We start from the raw sequence: 20073 nt of genomic DNA on the forward strand, positions 1-20073 counted from the left end.
AGGCCCACCAGTTAGGTGGGCCTTTCTCTACGGCGTGCGGACGGCGATGCCGGCCGGGCGCCTCCGGGTCAACCGAGGATCAGTCGGCAGCGCGGATGTTGGAGGCCTGAAGGCCTTTCTTGCCCTGGGTCACTTCGAAGGTGACTTTCTGGCCGTCCTGCAGGGACTTGAAGCCTTCAGCCTGAATCTCGGAGAAGTGAGCGAACAGGTCATCACCGCCGTCGTCCGGAGAGATGAAGCCGTAGCCCTTGGTATCGTTGAACCACTTGACAGTGCCAGTTGCCATTGTCGATTTCCTTAACTAACTAAATAATGGTGCTGGGCCAGGGAGGACCGACCTCGCCATGGTCCCGTAATGCGTGGGCAGAACAAGAAGCAAGTGCGCACCGGGTATATCGAAGGAATCGAAGTACAACTGACGACTTTTCTGCTTGCTGACCAACGCAGCGGATAGTGCTACAGCGCCAGGGTTGCGTCAACATGGTGTCGCAGGGAGACTGGCGCTGCCGCCCGCAAAATTACTGTAGATGGAAAGCCCGTGAGCGTCCAGCCTCCATCTCGCCCGCTTCATCACCGAAAAGAGACCCCTCATGACCCAACCGCATCTTGCGTCCAGCGACACCCACAGCAAGGTCGTCGGCTACCTGCTGTGGCTGTTCGGTTTCCTCGGCGCCCACCGCTTCTACTATGGCAAGCCGGTCACTGGCACCATCTGGTTCTTCACCCTGGGGCTGCTCGGCATCGGCTGGCTGATCGACCTGTTCCTGATTCCCTCCATGGACCGCCAGGCGGACCTGCGCTTCCAGGCCGGCCCGACCAACTACACCCTGGCCTGGCTGCTGCTGACCTTCCTGGGGGTGTTCGGCCTCCATCGCTTCTATCTCGGCAAGTGGCTGACCGGCATCCTCTACCTGCTGACCTTCGGTCTCTTCGGGCTCGGGGTGCTCTATGACTTCTGGACCCTCAACGACCAGATTTCCATGCGCCATGCCCGCCGCGGCATCTTCAACGGCTGATCGTCGGGCGCTTTTCTTCCGTTGAAGGCAAGTGTGCCTTCGTGATCACCGTTTGGAGGGTGGCATGTTCATCGACGCACAGTTCTGGCCGTTCCTGGTGGCCATCACGCTGCTCAGCATGAGCCCCGGGGTGGATACCCTGCTGGTGATCCGCAATACCGCGCGGGGCGGCTGGCGAGACGGCGTGGCCACCAGCCTGGCCATCTGCTGTGGCCTCTTCGTGCACGCCACGGTCTCGGCGCTCGGCATCTCGCTGATCTTGCTGCAATCGGCCTGGGCCTTCGGCGTGCTCAAGCTGGCGGGTGCCGCCTACCTGGTATGGCTAGGCGTGGCGAGTCTGCTGGCCGCCCGGCGGGGGCAGGGGCTACCCGTGGCCGGTGTCGCGACCGAGCGTCGGCCGGTGCCGCTGTGGCGGCCGGTGCGCGAGGGGCTGCTATCCAACGTGCTCAATCCCAAGACGGTGGTCTTCTACATGGCCTTCCTGCCGCAGTTCATCGCCCCAGGGGATCCGGCACTCGCCAAGTCGCTGTGGCTGGCCGGGGTGCACTTCGTGGTGGCCAACCTGTGGCAGATCGGCATCGTGGCGATGGTGGGCAGTGCGGGCCGCTGGCTCGCCAGCCCCGCATTCAGCCGCTGGCTCAATGGCCTGACCGGGGCCGTGCTGGTCGGCTTCGGCATCAAGCTGGCGCTGACCCGACCACCGGGCTGAGACGGATGTCGAAACGCCAGCGGCCCCGAGAGATCCCGGGGCCGCTGGCGTCAGGGGCCGCTGGTTTTTAGAAGCGGCCAGGAGCGGCTGGCCTGAGGGATGCGGCCGAGGCTCAGTTGCTGGCCAGCAGCGAGCGGTCGTAGCGCACCGAGGTCTCCGCCGGGGTCAGCAGCGAGACGCCGGCGCTGTCGCCGCCGTTGGCCAGGCTCTCGAAGATCACCCGATAGGCCAGCACGGCCTGCACGTAGTCGCGGGTCTCGCGGAAGGGAATGCTCTCCACGAATAGGTCGAACGCCTGCGGCGCCTCGCGCAGCCAGCGGTCGACGCGGTGGGGGCCGGCGTTGTACGCCGCCGTGGCGGCCAGGCGGTTGCCCTGGTAGCGGTCGAGCATGTCGCGGATGTAGGTGCTGCCCAGGCGGATGTTGACGGCTGGGTCGAGCACGCCGTAGGGCCCCGGGTCGTTCATGCCGAGCTGCCGGCTGACCTGAGTGGCAGTGCCCGGCATCAGCTGCATCAGGCCGCGGGCTCCGGCCGGCGACAGCGCATCGGGATTGTAGGCGCTCTCGCGCCGGGCGATGCCCATCAGCAGATAGGGGTCGACGCGGGTCTGCCGGCCCCAGTGCAGGAAGTGGTCGCGATAGGCCTCGGGGAAACGCCACGCCAGGTCGTCCCACAGCTTGCCGGCGATGGTGGTCTGCACCAGTCGGGCCTGCCAGCCGCGTCGCTGGGCATAGTCGGCGAGCAGGCGGGCCTGCTCTTCGCTGCCGCGCGCCACGGCGGCATACCACTCGCTGGCGGCGAGCCCCGGCTCGCCGATGCGCAAGAGCGCCTCGGTGCGACGTACGGCCGGCCACTCGGCCACCCCCCGGCGGGCCTCTTCATCGAACCGGCTGCGTGCCTGATTGAGGGCGTAGGGTCGATCGAGGCGATCGGCTGCTGCGAAGCCGAAGAAGTTGCGCTCCCCGGCGGCTCGGGCATAGGCCTCTCGCGCTTCGGCGTCGTTGCCCTGCTGCTCAAGGGCCCGCGCCAACCAGTATTGCCAGCGGCTTTCCCCGCGCTGGGCCTCGTCCATCCGCTCGATCCACCCGATCACTTCGGACCAGTCGCGATCGCCAAGCGCGGTCCTGACCCGCAGTTCGAGCAGGTCGCCGTCATCGCGTCGCGTCAGCAGCTCGTCGACCCAGCCGAGGTTCTGGTCGATGTCGCGGACCATGGAATAGAAGGCCAGGTCGTGCTCGATCGCGCGGCGGTGGCGTTCCTGCAGGGAGAGGTGAGGGGAGAGCTTGCGCCAGGCCTCCAGGGCGGCCTCGGTATCCGCCCGGGTGAAGCCGTGCATGGCGGCGGCATACAGCGCGCTGGTGCCGCGGCACTCCGGCCCGAGGCAGGCCGGGGTGTGGGTGACGGCGGAGAAGTCTTTCTTCAGCACGGTCATGGCCGTGCGGCCATTCTGCCAGTCCCGGCCGAGCATGCGGCCGAGGTAGTCGGCAAGCCCGGTCTCGCCGGCCTGCCAGGCCAGGGTCATGCGCTCCCAGATCGCTTCCTGATCGATCTCCCCCTGGGCCCGCAGGGTGTTAAAGAGGGTATCGCAGGCATCGGGCTGCGATCGGCCGACCCGCCACAGCTCGCGTCCCCCCTCGGCGGCCGCCTTTTGGTCGGCGCCGAGCTGGGCGGTGTAGTAGTGGCACTGGCGCTCGGTGCCCGCGGGGACGCCGTCGGCTACCGCCCGCAGGCTTTCGTAGCGCCCCGCCTCGCCATACTGCTGGATGGCCTGGCCGCGCAGCCACTCCCCCAGCGGGGCATCGTCGTGGCGCTCGATGAAGGCCAGCACCGCCTCGGGCTCGGCGCCGGGCAGGCGCGCCTTGAGGCGGTGGTAGTCGACGTAGCCGGCCAGCACGTGACCCTCGATGGCGCGCTGATCGATCTTCTGCCACTGCTGGCTACGCGCGGCCTGCAGGGCATCCTGCATGGCGCGGTCATTGCCCTGGGCGAGCAGGGGGAGACAGCACAGGGTGGCGGCGATCAGGGTCTTGCAGTGACCGAATGACGGGAGCATGGAGTGACCTCTTGCGGTTCGCGATCGGCGGCCGGCCATGGTGGCCGATGGCGGCGGCCTTGAGTAGTGTCGCCGTGCCCCGACAGGCGCCGGCTATCCGGCGCCGCGAGGATATCCTATCGTGTAGCGGGATTTATGCGTGGCGGCAAGGAGGGAGCGATGGCCAGATTCAGCGGTGGAGGGTCGGGGGAGCACCCGCGTCGACGCTCCCGCGTGCTGGGCCAGATGGGCCGCGCCCTGCGGCTCTTCCTGCCCATGACCCGCGACGTGCTGCTGCGGCGCTACCGGCCGGTGCCCTGGGGGGCCTTCCTGTGGATGCTGGTGGCCCTGGCCTACCTGATCTCGCCCCTCGACCTGATCCCCGACGTGCTGTTGCTGCTCGGCCTGGTCGACGACGTGGTGATCGTCGGCTGGCTGCTGACCCGGGTCGATCGCCACCTGGCGGGGTATCGCGCCTGGCGGGAGGAGCGCGAGGCCCCCGGCGAAGGTCGACGCGACGACGAGCGCCTGCCCTGATACGATCGTTTGAATCTCTCTCGACAGGCGTCCCACGAGGTCCGCATGCCCCCCGATCACACCCCCAGCGCCGCCGACTGGCGCCGCGCCCTGGCGCGCTTCGTCGCGGTCATCCCCCACACCCGCGCGCTCGGCCTCGAGGTGCTCGAGGCGACGCCCGAGGGCGTCACCCTGCGCCTGCCCTGGGACGAGGCGCTGCTCGGCGACGCCGCCCGGGGGCTGGTGCACGGCGGGGTGCTGACCATGCTGCTCGATACCGCCTGCGGCGCGGCGGTGCTGCCGGCGCTGCCGGTGCCGGAGGTCTGCCCGACCCTCGATCTGCGCGTCGATCACTACCGGCCGGGCCTGGCCGGTCAGGCGATCATCGCCGAGGCGCGGGTGGTGCGCGTCACCGCATCGGTGGTCTTCACCGAGGGCACCCTTCGCCAGCAGGGGCAGCCGCTGGCGCGAGGCATCGGCAACTTCGTGCGCCTGGGCCCGCGCAATACCCCGCCGGGCTTCGCGGCGGCGCTGTTCGATGAGGAGCAACATCATGCGTGAAGGCTTCCACGACCTCGAGTGGCTGGCGCGCACTCGCGCCGAGGGCGACGTTCAGGCGTGGCTCTCGCTGATCCCCTATGCCCGGCGCATCGGCGTCACGGCCCAGGCGGACCCGGACGGCGAGGGCCTGCTGTTTCGCCTCGACCCCCGCGAGGAGAACGTCGGCAACGTGCTGCTGCCGGCGCTGCATGGTGGGGTGGTGGCGGCCTTCATGGAGACCGCCGCGACCCTGGATCTGATGTTGGCCGCTCGGGAGCCACGCCTGCCGCGCATCGTCGATCTCTCCATCGACTACCTGCGGACCGCCCGGGTGGTGCCGACCCTGGCCCGCTGCACCCTGCTGCGCGAGGGACGGCGCCTGGGCAATGTCCAGGTCAGCTCCTGGCAGGAGCGCGAGGGCGTACCCATCGCCACCGCACGCCTGCACTTCGTGCTCGGCGACCCGTCCGCCAGTTAAGCGCGACGGGGTGCTTGAAAAGCCCACGACGGTCCCCATATCGACGACAGTTCCACATCGGTGGCGTCGCCACCATTGTCATGTCGAAAAAGGGGTCCGAGCCACATGACCACTGCCACCCATGAAGAAACCCTCGGCTTCCAGACCGAGGTCAAGCAGCTGCTGCACCTGATGATCCACTCCCTGTATTCCAACAGGGAGATCTTCCTGCGCGAGCTGATCTCCAACGCCGCCGACGCCTGCGACAAGCTGCGCTATCAGGCGCTGGACAACGATGCGCTCTATGAAGGCGACAGCGAGCTGCGCATCGAGATCGAGCACGACGCCGAGGCGGGCACCGTCACCGTGCGCGACAACGGCATCGGCATGAACCGCGACGAGGTGATCGAGAACCTCGGCACCATCGCCAGAAGCGGCACCGCCGAGTTCCTCAAGCAGCTCTCCGGCGAGCAGCAGAAGGATGCCCGGCTGATCGGCCAGTTCGGCGTCGGATTCTACTCCGGCTTCATCGTTGCCGACGACATCACCGTGCGCACCCGCAAGGCGGGCACCGCGCAGGGCGACGGCGTCGAGTGGCACTCCAAGGGCGAGGGCGAGTTCACCGTCGCCGATATCGAGCGCGAGACCCACGGTACCGAGATCGTCCTGCACCTCAAGGAAGATGCCGGCGAGTTCGCCGACGACTTCCGCCTGCAGAGCCTGGTGCGCAAGTACTCCGACCACATCGAGGTGCCGGTGCGCATGCCCAAGGTCGAGACCGCCCGCGACGAGGACGGCAACGAGATCGAGGGCAGCGAGACCACCACCTGGGAGACCGTCAACGAGGCCACCGCGCTGTGGGTGCGTCCCAAGAGCGAACTCACCGACGACGAGTACAAGGCCTTCTACAAGCACGTGGCCCACGACTTCAGCGATCCGCTGACCTGGAGCCACAACAAGGTCGAGGGCAAGCTCGAGTACACCAGCCTGCTCTATGTGCCGGGCCGCGCGCCGTTCGATCTCTACGAGCGCGATGGCGCCCGCGGGGTGAAGCTCTACGTGCAGCGCGTCTTCATCATGGATGACGCCGAGCAGTTTCTGCCGCTCTACCTGCGCTTCATCAAGGGCGTGCTGGACACCCGTGACCTGTCGCTGAACGTCTCCCGCGAGCTGCTGCAACAGGATCCGCAGGTCGAGAAGATCAAGAGCGCCCTGACCAAGCGCTCGCTGGACATGCTCAAGAAACTCGCCAAGGATTCCGAGGCCTACCAGACCTTCTGGAACACCTTCGGCAGCGTGCTCAAGGAAGGCCCGGCGGAGGATCACGCCAACCGCGAGAAGATCGCCGGCCTGTTGCGCTTCTCCAGCACCCATGCCGACAGCGCCACCCAGGACCAGTCGCTGGCCGACTACGTCTCGCGCATGAAGGAGAACCAGCAGAAGGTCTACTATATCGTCGCCGACGGTTTCAACGCGGCCAAGAACAGCCCCCACCTGGAGGTCTTCCGCAAGAAGGGCATCGAGGTGCTGCTGCTCCACGACCGCATCGACGAGTGGCTGATGAGCCATCTCACCGAGTTCGAGGGCAAGAGCCTGGTCGACGTCGCCAAGGGCGATCTTGACCTCGGCGAGATCGAGGACGAGGAGGAGAAGAAGGCGCAGGAGGAGACCGCCAAGGCCAAGGAAGACCTGGTCAAGCGCGTCAAGGAGGCGCTGGGCGACGAGGTCCAGGAGGTCAAGGTGACCCATCGCCTCACCGATTCCCCGGCCTGCGTGGTGCTGCCCGAGCATGAGATGGGCTTCCAGATGCGTCGCATCATGGAGGCCGCCGGCCAGCCGATGCCCGAGGTCAAGCCGATCCTCGAGCTCAACCCCGAGCATGCCCTGGTGGCCCGCCTCGAGGGCGTCGAAGGCGACGGCTTCGAGGACCTGGCACGCATCCTGCTCGACCAGGCGATCATCGCCGAGGGCGGTCACCTCGATGACCCTGCCGCTTACGTCAAGCGTCTCAACGCCCTGCTGAGCGCCTGATCGCTGCTTCGAACTGACATCCCCCGCGATGTCACCGCTTGAAAAGGCCGCCTTCGGGCGGCCTTTTCGTGGGTAACCCGTCACCGGGATGTCGCCTTCCCAGGATGTCCGCATTGGACGAATATCTGCGTTTTTCTTTGGTGCAACAGTGCTAAATTGGGTCCATTGTCAACATCCGCCTGGCTGTTGTGCATCGCGGCATGCTCAGGTATGAATATCCGGTCTGACCCATGCAAGATTCCAATAACTAGCGGGAGATCCAACGTGAAGATTGGTGCACCCAAGGAGCTCGCCAAGGGTGAGGCGCGTGTCGCGCTGACCCCTGACAGCGCGAAGTTCATCCAGAAACTCGGACACGACTGCCTCATCGAGACCGGCGCCGGCGCGGCGGCGGGCTTCGACGACGCGGCCTACCGCGATGCCGGTGTCACCGTGGTCGACGGCGCCGAGGCGCTGTGGACCGAGGCCGAGGTGGTGATCAAGGTCCGCGAGCCCCTCGAGGAGGAGGCCGAGCGCCTGCGCGAGGGCCAGACCCTGATCAGCTTCTTCTGGCCGGCCCAGAATGAGGAGATGCTGGAGGCGTGCCGGGCCAAGGGCGCCACCGCGGTGGCGATGGACATGGTGCCGCGCATCTCGCGGGCCCAGAAGATGGATGCGCTGTCGTCCATGGCCAACATCGCCGGCTACCGCGCGGTGATCGAGGCGGGCAACAATTTCGGGCGCTTCTTCACCGGCCAGGTGACCGCGGCCGGCAAGGTGCCGCCCGCCAAGGTGCTGGTGATCGGCGCCGGCGTGGCGGGGCTTTCCGCCATCGGCACGGCCACCAGCCTCGGCGCTGTGGTGCGCGCCTTCGACGTACGCCCCGAGGTCTCGGAGCAGATCGAGTCCATGGGCGCCGAGTTCCTGTTCCTCGACTTCGAGGACAGCCAGGACGGCGCCGAGAGCGGTGGCTACGCGGCCCCCTCCAGCCCCGAATTCCGCGAGAAGCAGCTCGAGTGCTTCCGCGAGCAGGCGCCCGACGTCGATATCGTCATCACCACGGCGCTGATTCCCGGCAAGCCGGCGCCCAAGCTGTGGCTCGAGGACATGGTCGCGGCCATGAAGCCGGGCTCGGTGATCATCGACCTGGCGGCCGAGAAGGGCGGCAACTGCGACCTGACCCGGGCCGACGAGAAGGTGGTCTCCGACAACGGGGTGACGGTGGTCGGCTATACCGACTTCCCCTCGCGCATGGCGACCCAGTCCTCGCTGCTCTACGCCACCAACGTCCGCCACATGTTGACCGACCTGACCCCCGAGAAGGACGGGCAGATCGCGCACGACATGGAGGACGACGTGATCCGTGGCGCCACGGTGACCCACCAGGGCGAGGTCACCTTCCCGCCGCCGCCGCCCAAGGTGAAGGCCATCGGCGCGGCCAAGCCCAAGCCCAAGGAGAAGGAGCCGACCCCGGAGGAGAAGAAGGCCGCCGAACACGCCGCCTTCAAGGCGCAGACCAAGCGCCAGGTGACGCTGCTGGCGGTCGGCGGCGCGCTGATGATGCTGCTCGGCCAGGTGGCCCCGGCCTCCTTCATGCAGCACTTCATCGTCTTCGTGCTGGCCTGCTTCGTCGGCTTCCAGGTGATCTGGGGCGTCAGCCACTCGCTGCACACGCCGCTGATGGCGGTGACCAATGCGATCTCCGGCATCATCATCCTCGGCGCGGTCCTGCAGATCGGTTCGGGCAGCGTCGTGGTCGGCGTGCTGGCGGCGATCTCGGTGCTGATCGCGTCCATCAATATCGTGGGTGGCTTCCTGGTGACACGCCGGATGCTGGCCATGTTCCAGAAATCCTGAGCGGCGGAGACACGACATGTTGGGTCAAGGATTCGTATCTGCCGCGGCGATCGCGGCAAGTGTTCTGTTCATCCTCTCGCTGGGGGGACTAAGCAACCAGGAGAAGGCCAAGCGCGCCGTCTGGTACGGCATCGTCGGCATGGCCGTGGCGGTGTTCTTCACCGCCTTCGGGCCGGGTATCGGCGGCTACTGGTGGATGATCCCGATGATGCTCATCGGGGCGGGCATCGGCGTCTACGTGGCCGGCAAGGTCGACATGACCGAGATGCCGCAGCTGGTGGCGGCGCTGCATAGCTTCGTCGGCCTGGCCGCGGTGTTCGTGGCCTGGAACGCCGACCTGGAGCGGCGCCGGGTCATGGCGGCCCGCGCCATCGAGGCCACGTCCCAGGAGTTCTCGGCGTTCGCCGCCCTGGTGGCGGAGAAGACGCCGGCCGAGCTGACCTTCCTGCAGGTCGAGGTGGTGCTGGGCATCTTCATCGGCGCGGTGACCTTCACCGGGTCGGTGATCGCCTTCGGCAAGCTGGCCGGCAAGATCGACGGCAAGCCCAAGCAGCTGCCCGGCGGACACCTGCTCAACGCCGGCGCGGCGGCGGCTTCGCTGCTGCTGGCCATCCTCTACCTCAACGGCGCGGGCTTCTGGACCCTGCTGGTGCTGGCGGGCCTCGCCTTCTTCATCGGCTACCACCTGATCATGGGCATCGGCGGTGCCGACATGCCGGTGGTGGTGTCGATGCTCAACAGCTACTCCGGCTGGGCCGCGGCGGCCATCGGCTTCACGCTCTCCAACGACCTGCTGATCGTCACCGGCGCCCTGGTGGGCTCCTCCGGTGCGATCCTGTCGTACATCATGTGCAAGGCGATGAACCGCAACTTCATCAACGTCATCCTGGGCGGCTTCGGCGGTACCAAGGGGCCGGCGGCGGAGATCGAGGGCGAGCAGGTGTCCATCGACGCCGGCGGCGTGGCCAGTGCGCTCAACGATGCCGACAGCGTGATCATCGTGCCGGGCTACGGCATGGCGGTGGCCCAGGCGCAGAACGCGGTCAGCGAGCTGACACGCAAGCTGCGCAGCGCCGGCAAGAACGTGCGCTTCGGCATCCATCCGGTGGCCGGTCGCCTGCCGGGGCATATGAACGTGCTGCTGGCCGAGGCCAAGGTGCCCTATGACATCGTGCTTGAGATGGACGAGATCAACGACGACTTCCCCACCACCGACGTGGTGATCGTCATCGGCTCCAACGACATCGTCAATCCCGCGGCCCAGGAGGATCCCAACAGCCCGATCGCCGGCATGCCGGTGTTGAAGGTCTGGGAGTCCAAGCAGGTGTTCGTCTGCAAGCGCGGCCAGGGGACCGGCTACTCCGGCATCGAGAACCCGCTGTTCTTCAAAGAGAACACCCGGATGTTCTACGGCGATGCCAGATCGAGCATCGACTCGCTGCTGCACCTGATCGACTGAGCCGAGCGCGCCCGGGCCGTACCTCGGCCCGGGCGTGCCGCCTGACGACCAGACCTCTCAACCGCTCCCTAACACGCCCCTTTACGGGGCGTTTTTTCGTTACAATCTCCTCATCCATTCAGTTTTCCGGGGCGATCATGTCAGACCAACTCATGCGCGTGGCGGTGCTCGGCGGCGGCAGCTTCGGCACGGCGCTTGCGAGTATCGCCGCCGACAACGGGGCCGAGGTGCGCCAGTGGCTGCGCGACCCCGAGCTGGCGGCGCAGATCAACCGCGAGCACCGCAACGGCCGCTACCTGCCCGACTACGCCATCAACCCCGCGGTGGTGGCATCCACCGCCATGGACGAGGTGCTCAAGGGCGCCGGCCTGGTGCTGGTGTCGATTCCCTCCAAGGCCTTCCGCGAGGTGGTGCGCCAGGCGCGCCCCTGGCTCGACCCGGGCCAGATACTGGTCAGCACCACCAAGGGCATCCAGGAGGAGGGCTTCAAGCTGATGAGCGAGCTCCTCGAGGAGGAGACCGGCTTTGCCCACATCGGGGTGATCTCGGGGCCGAACCTCGCCTCGGAGATCGCCCAGAAGCAGCTCACCGCCACGGTGATCGCCAGCGACGACGCCGAGACCCGCACCCGGGTGCAGACGGCGCTGGGCTGCGACTACTTCCGGGTCTATGCCAGCAACGACCGCTTCGGCGTGGAACTGGGCGGCGCGCTGAAGAACATCTACGCCATCGCCGCGGGTATGGCGGCGGCGCTGGGCATGGGCGAGAACACCCGCAGCATGCTGATGACCCGGGCGCTGGCCGAGATGAGCCGCTTCGCCGTGAACCAGGGCGCCAACCCCATGACCTTCCTGGGGCTGGCCGGCGTCGGCGACCTGATCGTCACCTGCTCCTCGGCGCTCTCCCGCAACTACCGCGTGGGCCAGGCCCTGGGCGAGGGCCGGACCCTCGAGGAGGCCGTCGAGGCCCTGGGACAGGTGGCCGAGGGCGTCAATACCGTGCGCCTGGTGCGCGACAAGGCACGCGAGGACGGCGTCTATATGCCCCTCGCCGAGGGGCTCTATCAGGTGCTCTTCGCCGGCGTGCCTGCCCGGGAGATGGCGCGTCTGCTGATGCAGGGCGAGCAGAGCAGCGACGTGGAGTTCGTACTGCCGCGCTCCGACGTCCAGCAGGATCGCCGCGACGGCGGGGGGGCGGCATGAGTGAGCGAAGAGCTGAGCGACGGGCCGAACCAAGGGCTGAGCGACTGCTGATCATGCGCCACGGCGAGGCTGCGCCCGGCGCGCCGGATGCCGAGCGCGCGCTCACTCCGCGCGGCGAGCGCGAGGCCGAGCGCATGGGCCGCTGGCTCGGCTCGCGCACGGATCTCGACGCGACGCGCCTGCGCCTGGTGGCGAGCCCCTATCGGCGGGCCCGGCAGACCGCGGCGCGCATTGCCGAGCCGCTGGGGCTCGAGGTGGAGACCCTGGCGCTGATCACCCCCGACGACCCACCCGGCGCGGTGATCGACTGGCTGCTCGGCGAGCCCGACGATCGCTTGCTGATGCTGGTCAGCCACATGCCGCTGGTCGCCGCCCTCACCGGGCTCTTGGTGGAGGGGCGAGCCGAGCGCGGCCCCGGCTTCGCCACGGCCGCCGTGGCCGAACTGGAGGCCGAGGTGCGCGCCGCGGGGTGTGCCCGCCTGCGCCGCCTCGTCTCGCCCGCCGATATCAACGACCAGGAGGTCCCGTGAGCTATATCGTCAATAACCGCATCCACGTGAACCCGGGCTTCGAGGAGGCCTTCGAGGCGCGCTTTCGCGCCCGAGCCGGGCAGATCGACAAGCAGCCCGGGTTCAAGGCCATGCGGGTGCTGCGCCCCCAGGGCAACCAGGCGCCCTACGTGGTGGAGACCGAGTGGCAGAGCCAGGCGGCCTTCCGCGCCTGGGTCGGCAGCGACGACTTCAAGCGCGCCCATGCCGATCCCTTGCCGGCTGAGGCCACCGCCGAGGGCGGCGGCATCGAGCAGTTCGAGGTGGTCGAGGGTACCGAGGCGCGCGGCAGCGGCGAATGATCCCAGCCTATATCACTGTTATATCGCCCCGGCGGCGGTCAGGCCGAAGGCGCCCAGGGTGATCGACAGGCTCGCCATCAGCGTGGTGAGGGCGATGATGTTGGCGGTGAGGGCCGCGTTGGCGCCCATCGCCTTGGCCATCACGAAGGCGGCGGCGGCGGTGGGGCTGGCGAAGAACAGGAACATCACGCCGAGCGCCGGGCCCTCGAAGCCGACCAGCCAGGCGGCGCCGGTGGCAAGCGCGGGCAGGGTGACCATCTTCAGCAGGCTGGCGCCGAGCGCCAGGCGACCGGAGTGGCGCACCTCGCCAAACGAGAGCGTGGCGCCGACGCAGATCAGCGCCAGTGGCAGGGTCAGCGAGGCGAAGTAGTCGCCGGAGGTGGCGAGCCAGCCGGGCAGCGACCAGCCTGATGCCGCCACCGGCACCGCCGCGGCCACCGCGAGGATCAACGGGTTGGTGGCGATATGGCGCAGCATGCTGCGCCAGTCGGCACGCTGGTCGTGCTGATAGGCGACCAGCACGATTACCGAGCAGGCGTTGTAGGTGAGAATCACCACCCCCAGCAGCAGGCTGCCGGTGGAGAGGCCGAAGTCGCCGTACATGCCCGCGGCGAGTGCCAGGCCGACGATGCCGCAGTTGCCGCGAAAGGCCCCCTGGATATAGACGCCGCGCTCCCGGTAGGGCACCCGCAGGCTCGCCCATCCCCAGCAGAAGAGGACGCTGCCGAGCGTCGCCAAGGCGTAGAAGCCGAGCAGGGCCGGATCGAGGCTGGCCTCGAGGTCGGCGCGGATGATGCTGAGAAAGACCAGCGTCGGCAGGGTCGCCTTGAACACCAGCTGGGAGGCGGTGGAGACGAAGGCGGGATCGATCCAGCGGGCGCGCTTCAGCCCCAGGCCGATGAACACCATGGCGAAGACCGGCAGGGTGATCTCGAGGGTCTGCAGGAAGAGCGCCGTGAGCCCCATGGCCTAGCGCGCCAGCCAGAGGCCGACGACCACGGCGGTGATCACGGTGATGAAGAACACCCGATTGCGGGCGCGAGTGTCGCGGGTGGGCTTTCGGGAATCGGCCACGGTAAGCTCCTCTCGGTAGGGTTGCCGCCAATGGACGACTTGGCGAAACATGGTAATCCCGTTAGCCTGCTATCGCCAGAAGGGCACCGGCCGGCTGCCCTTAGAAGGAGCCTCCATGCGCCGATCCGACCAGACCCCACGTCTTCCCCTCGTCTTCGCCCACGCCAACGGCTTCCCGGGGCAGAGCTATCGCAGCTTCCTGTCGCCGCTGGCCGAGCGCTTCGACGTGCACCCGCTGGATCGCCTCGGCCATCACCCCGACTTCCCGGTGGGGCACAACTGGCTGGCCCTGCGCGACGAACTCCTCGAGCACCTCGCCGAGCGGCCGGGGCCGGTCATCGGTGTCGGACACTCCATGGGCGGGGTGCTCATGGCCATGGCCGCCGAGCGCGCGCCCGAGCGCTTCAGCGGCGTGGTGATGCTCGACCCGCCGCTGATGCTCGGCCTGGACGCCGTGGTCATGAAGGCCGCCAAGCGGCTCGGCCTGGCCGATCGCGTCACCCCGGCCGGCCGGACCCTGGGGCGTCGCGACAGCTGGCCCAGCCGGGACGCCATGACGGACTACCTGCGCCGCCGCGGGCTCTTTCGGGGCTTCACCGACCAGGCCCTTCACGATTACGTGGACGGCGGCACCCGGGAACTCGACGACGGCCGCGTGGTGCTGGTCTATGACCCCGACATCGAGGTGCAGATCTTCCGCCACCTGCCCGATCACCTGGATGACCTGCCGGCGCGGGTCCAGGTCCCCCTCGGCGTGCTGGCCGGCCGCGAGTCCCGGGTGCTCACCGCCCACCGCCGGCGCCGGCTTCGCCGCCGCGGGGTGCGCGTCGCCGAGGTCTCGGGGGGGCACATGTTCCCCATGGAGGTTCCCGAGGAGACCCGCACGACCCTGGTGGCGATGATCGACGAGCTGCTCGGGCGGTCCTCATGAGCGAGCCTCATTTTCAGTCCCAGCCCCAAGCCCTGCACCTGGCCGATGGGCGACTGGCAGCCCTGGCCTGGGGCGACCCCTCGGCTTCCACCTGGCTCGCCCTGCACGGCTGGCTGGATAACGCCGCGAGTTTCTCGCGCCTGGCCCCGCGCCTGGTCGAGCGCCTCGGGATCCGCGTGGTGGCCCTCGACTTCGCCGGCCACGGCCGGTCGGCGCACCGCCACGGCGGCTATGCGCTGTGGGACTACGTCCACGACCTGCTCGATGCCGGCGACGAGCTCGGCCTCTCGCACATGACCCTGCTGGCCCACTCCATGGGCGCCGGGGTGGCCTGCCTGGCGGCGGCCGCGCTGCCCGAACGGGTCGAGGCGCTGGTGCTGATCGATGGCCTGGGCGCGCTGACCACCGCGGCCGACGACGCTCCCGCCCAGCTGCGGAAGGGACTCCTCGCCGAGCGGCGTGCCCGCTCCCGAGCTCCGAGCTCTCCTGGCTCCCGGGCACCGAGCTATCCTGATAGTGAGGCCGCCGTGGCGGCGCGTGTCGCCGGCGGGGCGACGCCCATCGATGCCGAGACGGCGCGCCCGCTGATGCTGCGCAACCTCGAGGAGTTGCCCGGCGGTCGGGTCCGCCTGCGCACCGATGCGCGCCTGCTGCGCCCCTCGCCGGTGCGGCTCTGCCCCGAGCAGCTCTCCGCCATGCTGCGCGCGCTGAGCGCGCCGGTGCTGCTGGTGGAGGGGACGACCGGCATCCTGGGCGACCGGCCGCGGGCACGCCGGGCGCGGGCCGAGGTGGCGAATCTCGCGCGCCGCGTGCTGCCGGGCGGGCATCACTTGCACCTGGAGCCGGCGGCCGCGGGGGAGGTGGCGTGGGTCATCGCCGACTGGCATGCCTCTGAGCGAACGCATGAGCGCTCGCATGAGCGCGGGCACGAGAGGGAGGGCGGATCATGAATCAACAGCAGCAGGTCTCAAGCCCCCGGGACAAGACGGTCGCCCTGGTGCTCGGCAGTGGCGGGGCGCGCGGCTACGCCCATATCGGGGTGATCGAGGAGCTCGAGGCCCGCGGCTATCGCGTGGTGGCCATCTCAGGCTGCTCCATGGGCGCTCTGGTCGGCGGGGTCTACGCGGCGGGCCAGCTCGCCGCCTACCGCGATTGGGTCTGCAAGCTCGACTACTTCGACGTGCTGCGGCTGGTCGATGTCACCTGGAGCCCGATGGGCGCGATGCGCGCCAACAAGGTGATGGGCAAGCTCGAGAGCCTGATCGACGATACCCGCATCGAGGACCTGGATATCGCCGTGACCACCGTCGCCACCGACCTGACCCGCCAGCGCGAGGTTTGGTTCCAGAGTGGCTCGCTGATCGAGGCGATCCGCGCCTCCATCGCCGTGCCCGGGGTGATCACCCCGGTGCATCGCGGCGACCAGGTGCTGGTCGACGGCGGGCTGCTCAATCCGCTGCCGATCATTCCCACGGTCTCGGCCCAGGCGGACTTCGTGATGGCTGTCAACGTCACCGCCCACAGCCCTCGGCCGGTGAGCCTCGAGGAGCTGCTGCCCCCCGACGAGGCCGCCGAGGAGCAGGCCCGGGAGGAGGCCCGCGATGCTGGCGGCGTCGACTTCGCCAGCTGGATCGACGGGGTGCGCGGCGCCGCCCGGCGGCTGTTCGACGGGTTCGGCAACGGCAACGAGTCCGCCAACGGGGTCAAGAAGAGTCGGGTGGAGGAGGCCCTGGAGCGCGATCGCCGGGAGTGGGGGCGCCTGGACATGGTGCTGGCCTCCTTCGACATCACCCAGGCGGCGCTGGCCAAGTACAAGGTGGCGGGCTATCCGCCGGACGTGCTGATCGAGGTGCCCAAGACGGTGTGCGGCGCCTACGAGTTTCACCGTGCCGAGGCCCTGATCAGCCTAGGCCGCCACCTGGCCGTGGACGCGCTGGACCGCTTCGAGGGGCTCACCCATCCGGGCTGGGGCGATCAGGCGATCGTCGTCGAGCCGACGGACGAAGAAATGGACGAAGAAATGGACGAAGGAACGGGCGAGGAAACGGGAGAGGAAACGGGCGAAGACACCGGAGAGGAGAAGGCACCGTCCTGAGGCGCCGTGCCGAGTCGCGGGCCGGCGGTGAGCCGCTCAGGCCTCGGCGCCGCGCCGGCGCAGCAGCACGTAGACCGCCCCGGTGCCGCCGTCGATCGTGGTGGCCGAGCAGAAGGCCAGCACGCTGGGCCACTCGCGCAGCCAGGCGTTCACGTGGCTCTTGATCACCGGGTAGTTGCGGGTGCTGCCCCAGGCCTTGCCGTGCACCACCAGCACGCAGCGTCGCCGGCGGTCGCAGGCGTCGCGCAGGAAGGCTTCGAGCTCTTCCCGCGCTTCCTCCAGGGTGTGGCCGTGCAGGTCGAGCCCCGCCTCCCAGGCCAGGCGTCCGCGCTTGAGCTGCTGGCGCGTGCGCCAGGGCAGGTCGGGGAGGGCGAAGTCGAGGAACTCCGAGGGCCGTACCGGTTCCACCCGGCCATCCGAGGTTCGCCCGCCGCCTGCGAGGTCGTCGGCGACCGTGGTGGCGGCCGCGCGTCGCTCGGCCGCGGCGGCATCGCCCCGCCGCCGGCGACCGGGATCGGCCCGGTTGCTGGCGATGGGGCGCACGCCGGCCTCGCGCAGGGCCTGGCGGAAGGCGTTGATCTCGTCGTCGTCCGGGACGTGGCGATCTCGACTCATGGGACCATCGGGTGGAGGAACGAGCCGCCAGTATACCGCCCCAGCCGTGGCTGTGAACCGCGGGCCCGGTTACAATCTGACGTCGTCATTCCCGAACCCCCCGACTCCAGGAAGCCCCGTGGCCGAATCTCTCCCCGACGCGTCTACGTCCACCCTCGTGCTGAGCGACGAGGCCTTGAACGAAGGCCTGATCACCCTGCGCGATTGCCTGCGCTGGGCCGCCAGCGAGTTCCACCTGGCCGGCCTGCACTACGGACACGGCACCGCCTCCGCCTGGGACGAGGCCGTGGCGCTGACCCTCGGCGCCCTGCACCTGCCCTGGAACGTCGACCCGGCAGTGCTGGAGGCGCGGCTGCTGCCCATGGAGCGCTCGCGCATCGTGGCGCTGGTGCGGGCGCGCATCGAGACGCGCCGGCCGCTGCCCTACCTGCTGGGCGAGGCCTTCTTCGCCGGTATTCCGTTTAGCGTCGACGAGCGGGTGCTGATCCCGCGCTCGCCGGTCGCCGAGCTGATCGAGCACGGCTTCGCCGCCTGGTTCCCCGACGAGCCGCCCGCCCGGGTACTGGACCTGTGCACCGGCTCGGGCTGCATCGGCATCGCTACGGCGCTGCACCTGCCGACCTGCGAGGTCGACCTGGCCGACATCAGTCCCGAGGCCCTGGCCGTGGCGCGCCGCAACATCACCCGCCACGACGTGGGGGAGCGGGTGCGCGCAGTGGAGTCCGACCTCTTCGCGGGCCTCAAGGGTCGCCGCTACGACCTGATCGTCTCCAACCCGCCCTACGTGGACAGCCGAGACCTGACCACCATGCCCGCCGAGTTCCGCCACGAGCCGGCGCTGGCGCTGGGTGCGGGCCAGGACGGCCTGGACATCGTCCGGCGCATCCTGCGCGAGGCTCGCGAGCACCTGAGCGACGACGGCGTGCTGATCGTCGAGGTCGGCAACTCCGATCACCACCTGGAGGCGGCCTTCCCCGAGGTGCCTTTCCTGTGGCTGGAGTTCGAGCGCGGCGGCCAGGGGATCTTCGCCCTGAGTGCCGCCGAACTCGACGCCCATGCGGCGTCCTTCGCCTGATTCACCTTTCCCGCCCCCACTCTCCCGCCCCCAGGAGGAGCGCCCATGTCCGGTAACACCTTCGGCAAGCTGTTCACCGTCACCACCTTCGGCGAGAGCCACGGCCCGGCGCTGGGGGCCATCGTCGATGGCTGCCCGCCGGGGCTGCTGCTTTCCGAGGAAGACCTGCAGCACGACCTGGACCGCCGCCGTCCCGGCAGCTCTCGCCACACCACCCAGCGTCGCGAGGCCGACCGGGTGCGCATCCTCTCCGGGGTCTTCGAGGGCGTGACCACGGGCACTTCCATCGGCCTGCTGATCGAGAACACCGACCAGCGCTCCACCGACTACTCGAAGATCAAGGATCAGTTCCGGCCGGCCCACGCCGACTACAGCTATCACCACAAGTACGGTATCCGCGACTACCGCGGCGGCGGGCGCTCGAGCGCGCGGGAGACCGCCATGCGAGTGGCGGCCGGGGCCATCGCCAAGAAGTACCTGGCGGCCCAGGGTATCACCGTGCGGGGCTACATGAGCCAGCTCGGCCCCATCGCCATCGACTTCAAGCAGTGGGAGGCGGTGGACGAGAACCCCTTCTTCTGTCCCGACCCCGAGCGGGTGCCGGAGCTCGAGGCCTACATGGATCAGCTGCGCCGCGACCAGGACTCGGTGGGGGCGAAGATCAGCGTGGTGGCCGAGGGCGTACCGCCGGGCCTGGGGGAGCCGGTCTTCGACCGCCTGGACGCGGAGCTGGCCCACGGCCTGATGAGCATCAACGCGGTGAAGGGCGTGGAGATCGGCGACGGCTTCACCTCGGTGGCCCAGCGGGGCAGCGAGCACCGCGACGAGATGACCCCCGAGGGCTTTCTCTCCAACCATGCCGGCGGCGTGCTGGGCGGCATCTCCAGCGGCCAGGCGATCATCGCGCACCTGGCCTTGAAGCCCACCTCCAGCATCACCACGCCCGGGCGCTCCATCGACGTCCATGGCCAGCCGGTGGAGATCGTCACCAAGGGCCGCCACGACCCCTGCGTGGGCATTCGCGCCACGCCCATCGCCGAGGCGATGATGGCGCTGACCCTGATGGATCACCTGCTGCGTCAGCGCGGCCAGAACGCCGAGGTGAACGTCTCGACTCCGCGCTTGCGTTGAGCCGCCCCGCGCCGCATGGCTGCTACACTTCAGGCGTCCACCCACAAGAGTGACGCCATGAAGATCAACGTCGAATTCGACCTGACCCCCGAGGAGTTTCGTCAGGCGCTGGGCCTGCCCGACGTGGAGGCCTTCCAGAAGGATCTGCTCGACCGGATCCAGAAGCAGATGGAGTCGGGCGTCGAAGGGTACGACCCGATGAGCCTGATGCAGCCCTTCCTGCAGCAGCAGGGGCTGTCGCAGAACCTGACGCAGGGGCTCTCCCAGGGCCTTTCGAGCTTCGGCAACTACCAGCAGATGATGCTCGACATGCTCTCCAAGGCCGCCGCCAGCTCCTCCAGCGGTGATGCGTCCGGCGAGGCCTCATCGGGCGAGGCGTCGTCCTCCACGAAGAAGGCCTCGTCTTCCGGCAAGTCGTCCAGCAGCGGTTCCGGCGCCTCCACGGCCAGTGCCCGCTCGCGCGGCAAGCGCGAGAGCTGAGGACCGGCCTCGCGCCACTCTTCG

General features: G+C 68.8%; 21 protein-coding genes. 17 read left to right on the top strand and 4 right to left on the bottom strand.

The genetic code is table 11. The features are described from left to right. Positions 1–79 precede the first annotated feature (79 nt). A complete protein-coding gene (locus tag ABE957_RS14420) occupies positions 80–286 on the bottom strand; it encodes a cold-shock protein (RefSeq protein ID WP_040187864.1) in 207 nt (68 codons plus the stop codon). 304 nt (positions 287–590) lie between these two features. Between ABE957_RS14420 and ABE957_RS14425 the strand changes: the two genes are divergently transcribed. Further along, the gene (locus ABE957_RS14425; RefSeq protein WP_349759352.1) at positions 591–1016 is read left to right on the top strand and encodes an NINE protein; all 426 of its coding nucleotides are present in this window, start codon (positions 591–593) and stop codon (positions 1014–1016) included. 64 nt (positions 1017–1080) lie between these two features. Beyond that, positions 1081–1725, top strand: a complete 645-nt coding sequence (locus tag ABE957_RS14430; protein WP_349759353.1) for a LysE family translocator — start codon at positions 1081–1083, stop codon at positions 1723–1725. Between the two features lie 112 nt (positions 1726–1837). Here ABE957_RS14430 and ABE957_RS14435 read toward each other — a convergent pair whose 3' ends face one another. Then, entirely contained in the window at positions 1838–3778 is a 1941-nt protein-coding gene (locus ABE957_RS14435) for a transglycosylase SLT domain-containing protein (protein WP_349759354.1), read from the bottom strand. A gap of 159 nt (positions 3779–3937) precedes the next feature. Here ABE957_RS14435 and ABE957_RS14440 point away from each other — a divergent pair, with 159 nt between their 5' ends. The 9 genes from ABE957_RS14440 (at position 3938) to ABE957_RS14480 (ending at position 12648) form a co-directional block, all read left to right on the top strand. Then, positions 3938–4294, top strand: coding sequence for a YkvA family protein (locus ABE957_RS14440; RefSeq protein WP_349759355.1), 357 nt, complete (start codon positions 3938–3940; stop codon positions 4292–4294). Between the two features lie 45 nt (positions 4295–4339). Next, the gene (locus ABE957_RS14445) at positions 4340–4834 is read left to right on the top strand and encodes a PaaI family thioesterase (protein ID WP_349759356.1); all 495 of its coding nucleotides are present in this window, start codon (positions 4340–4342) and stop codon (positions 4832–4834) included. Next, complete coding sequence (locus ABE957_RS14450) at positions 4827–5291, top strand: PaaI family thioesterase (protein ID WP_349759357.1); 465 nt, start codon at positions 4827–4829, stop codon at positions 5289–5291. Before ABE957_RS14445 ends, ABE957_RS14450 begins: the two co-directional genes overlap by 8 nt. Positions 5292–5396: 105 nt before the next feature. Beyond that, a complete protein-coding gene (gene htpG / locus ABE957_RS14455) occupies positions 5397–7301 on the top strand; it encodes a molecular chaperone HtpG (protein ID WP_349759358.1) in 1905 nt (634 codons plus the stop codon). 264 nt (positions 7302–7565) lie between these two features. Further along, positions 7566–9137 (top strand): Re/Si-specific NAD(P)(+) transhydrogenase subunit alpha, encoded by a 1572-nt coding sequence (locus ABE957_RS14460; protein ID WP_349759359.1) that lies wholly within the window; start codon positions 7566–7568, stop codon positions 9135–9137. 16 nt (positions 9138–9153) lie between these two features. After that, positions 9154–10596 carry an NAD(P)(+) transhydrogenase (Re/Si-specific) subunit beta gene (locus ABE957_RS14465; protein WP_349759360.1) on the top strand — a complete coding sequence of 481 codons (1443 nt, stop codon included), beginning with the start codon at positions 9154–9156 and terminating at the stop codon, positions 10594–10596. A gap of 137 nt (positions 10597–10733) precedes the next feature. Then, positions 10734–11798: an NAD(P)H-dependent glycerol-3-phosphate dehydrogenase gene (locus ABE957_RS14470; RefSeq protein ID WP_349759361.1), complete on the top strand. Its 1065-nt coding sequence runs from the start codon at positions 10734–10736 to the stop codon at positions 11796–11798. Continuing rightward, positions 11795–12328, top strand: coding sequence for a phosphohistidine phosphatase SixA (gene sixA / locus ABE957_RS14475; protein ID WP_349759362.1), 534 nt, complete (start codon positions 11795–11797; stop codon positions 12326–12328). Before ABE957_RS14470 ends, sixA begins: the two co-directional genes overlap by 4 nt. Next, on the top strand, positions 12325–12648 hold the full coding sequence (locus ABE957_RS14480) for an antibiotic biosynthesis monooxygenase family protein (RefSeq protein WP_349759363.1): 324 nt from the start codon (positions 12325–12327) through the stop codon (positions 12646–12648). The genes sixA and ABE957_RS14480 overlap by 4 nt, the downstream gene beginning before the upstream one ends. An 18-nt stretch (positions 12649–12666) precedes the next feature. Here ABE957_RS14480 and ABE957_RS14485 read toward each other — a convergent pair whose 3' ends face one another. After that, positions 12667–13614 carry an AEC family transporter gene (locus ABE957_RS14485; RefSeq protein ID WP_349759364.1) on the bottom strand — a complete coding sequence of 316 codons (948 nt, stop codon included), beginning with the start codon at positions 13612–13614 and terminating at the stop codon, positions 12667–12669. A gap of 223 nt (positions 13615–13837) precedes the next feature. On the opposite strand from ABE957_RS14485, the gene ABE957_RS14490 reads away from it, so the two are divergent. The 3 genes from ABE957_RS14490 to ABE957_RS14500 are packed head-to-tail and all read left to right on the top strand — an operon-like array spanning position 13838 to position 16748. Beyond that, positions 13838–14653 carry an alpha/beta fold hydrolase gene (locus ABE957_RS14490; protein WP_349759365.1) on the top strand — a complete coding sequence of 272 codons (816 nt, stop codon included), beginning with the start codon at positions 13838–13840 and terminating at the stop codon, positions 14651–14653. Next, the gene (locus ABE957_RS14495; RefSeq protein WP_349759366.1) at positions 14650–15603 is read left to right on the top strand and encodes an alpha/beta fold hydrolase; all 954 of its coding nucleotides are present in this window, start codon (positions 14650–14652) and stop codon (positions 15601–15603) included. Before ABE957_RS14490 ends, ABE957_RS14495 begins: the two co-directional genes overlap by 4 nt. Further along, positions 15600–16748, top strand: a complete 1149-nt coding sequence (locus ABE957_RS14500) for a patatin-like phospholipase family protein (RefSeq protein ID WP_349759367.1) — start codon at positions 15600–15602, stop codon at positions 16746–16748. The genes ABE957_RS14495 and ABE957_RS14500 overlap by 4 nt, the downstream gene beginning before the upstream one ends. Positions 16749–16784: 36 nt before the next feature. Here the strand turns inward: ABE957_RS14500 and ABE957_RS14505 are convergent, their stop codons facing one another. Beyond that, a complete protein-coding gene (locus ABE957_RS14505) occupies positions 16785–17363 on the bottom strand; it encodes a Smr/MutS family protein (RefSeq protein ID WP_349759368.1) in 579 nt (192 codons plus the stop codon). Between the two features lie 118 nt (positions 17364–17481). On the opposite strand from ABE957_RS14505, the gene prmB reads away from it, so the two are divergent. Genes prmB through ABE957_RS14520 form a run of 3 tightly spaced genes read left to right on the top strand, consistent with a single transcriptional unit; the run spans position 17482 to position 20049 of the window. Beyond that, complete coding sequence (prmB, locus tag ABE957_RS14510; RefSeq protein WP_349759369.1) at positions 17482–18438, top strand: 50S ribosomal protein L3 N(5)-glutamine methyltransferase; 957 nt, start codon at positions 17482–17484, stop codon at positions 18436–18438. Positions 18439–18483: 45 nt separating this feature from the next. After that, positions 18484–19569 (top strand): chorismate synthase, encoded by a 1086-nt coding sequence (gene aroC / locus ABE957_RS14515; RefSeq protein WP_349759370.1) that lies wholly within the window; start codon positions 18484–18486, stop codon positions 19567–19569. 57 nt (positions 19570–19626) lie between these two features. Further along, positions 19627–20049: a hypothetical protein gene (locus tag ABE957_RS14520; RefSeq protein ID WP_349759371.1), complete on the top strand. Its 423-nt coding sequence runs from the start codon at positions 19627–19629 to the stop codon at positions 20047–20049. Positions 20050–20073: the final 24 nt, after the last annotated feature.

The organism is Halomonas pelophila (genome assembly GCF_040196315.1).
Classification (GTDB): Bacteria; Pseudomonadota; Gammaproteobacteria; order Pseudomonadales; family Halomonadaceae; genus Halomonas; species Halomonas pelophila.

What these genes read in the sequence shown, in the direction of transcription:
- ABE957_RS14450 (WP_349759357.1), top strand. Translation starts at nt 4,827, where the DNA reads ATGCGTGAAGGCTTCCACGACCTCGAGTGGCTGGCGCGCACTCGCGCC.
- ABE957_RS14490 (WP_349759365.1), top strand. Translation starts at nt 13,838, where the DNA reads ATGCGCCGATCCGACCAGACCCCACGTCTTCCCCTCGTCTTCGCCCAC.
- ABE957_RS14465 (WP_349759360.1), top strand. Translation starts at nt 9,154, where the DNA reads ATGTTGGGTCAAGGATTCGTATCTGCCGCGGCGATCGCGGCAAGTGTT.
- ABE957_RS14435 (WP_349759354.1), bottom strand. Translation starts at nt 3,778, where the DNA reads ATGCTCCCGTCATTCGGTCACTGCAAGACCCTGATCGCCGCCACCCTG.
- ABE957_RS14520 (WP_349759371.1), top strand. Translation starts at nt 19,627, where the DNA reads ATGAAGATCAACGTCGAATTCGACCTGACCCCCGAGGAGTTTCGTCAG.
- sixA (WP_349759362.1), top strand. Translation starts at nt 11,795, where the DNA reads ATGAGTGAGCGAAGAGCTGAGCGACGGGCCGAACCAAGGGCTGAGCGA.
- ABE957_RS14430 (WP_349759353.1), top strand. Translation starts at nt 1,081, where the DNA reads ATGTTCATCGACGCACAGTTCTGGCCGTTCCTGGTGGCCATCACGCTG.
- ABE957_RS14470 (WP_349759361.1), top strand. Translation starts at nt 10,734, where the DNA reads ATGTCAGACCAACTCATGCGCGTGGCGGTGCTCGGCGGCGGCAGCTTC.
- ABE957_RS14495 (WP_349759366.1), top strand. Translation starts at nt 14,650, where the DNA reads ATGAGCGAGCCTCATTTTCAGTCCCAGCCCCAAGCCCTGCACCTGGCC.
- ABE957_RS14425 (WP_349759352.1), top strand. Translation starts at nt 591, where the DNA reads ATGACCCAACCGCATCTTGCGTCCAGCGACACCCACAGCAAGGTCGTC.
- ABE957_RS14505 (WP_349759368.1), bottom strand. Translation starts at nt 17,363, where the DNA reads ATGAGTCGAGATCGCCACGTCCCGGACGACGACGAGATCAACGCCTTC.
- htpG (WP_349759358.1), top strand. Translation starts at nt 5,397, where the DNA reads ATGACCACTGCCACCCATGAAGAAACCCTCGGCTTCCAGACCGAGGTC.
- ABE957_RS14485 (WP_349759364.1), bottom strand. Translation starts at nt 13,614, where the DNA reads ATGGGGCTCACGGCGCTCTTCCTGCAGACCCTCGAGATCACCCTGCCG.
- ABE957_RS14500 (WP_349759367.1), top strand. Translation starts at nt 15,600, where the DNA reads ATGAATCAACAGCAGCAGGTCTCAAGCCCCCGGGACAAGACGGTCGCC.
- aroC (WP_349759370.1), top strand. Translation starts at nt 18,484, where the DNA reads ATGTCCGGTAACACCTTCGGCAAGCTGTTCACCGTCACCACCTTCGGC.
- ABE957_RS14440 (WP_349759355.1), top strand. Translation starts at nt 3,938, where the DNA reads ATGGCCAGATTCAGCGGTGGAGGGTCGGGGGAGCACCCGCGTCGACGC.
- ABE957_RS14445 (WP_349759356.1), top strand. Translation starts at nt 4,340, where the DNA reads ATGCCCCCCGATCACACCCCCAGCGCCGCCGACTGGCGCCGCGCCCTG.
- ABE957_RS14420 (WP_040187864.1), bottom strand. Translation starts at nt 286, where the DNA reads ATGGCAACTGGCACTGTCAAGTGGTTCAACGATACCAAGGGCTACGGC.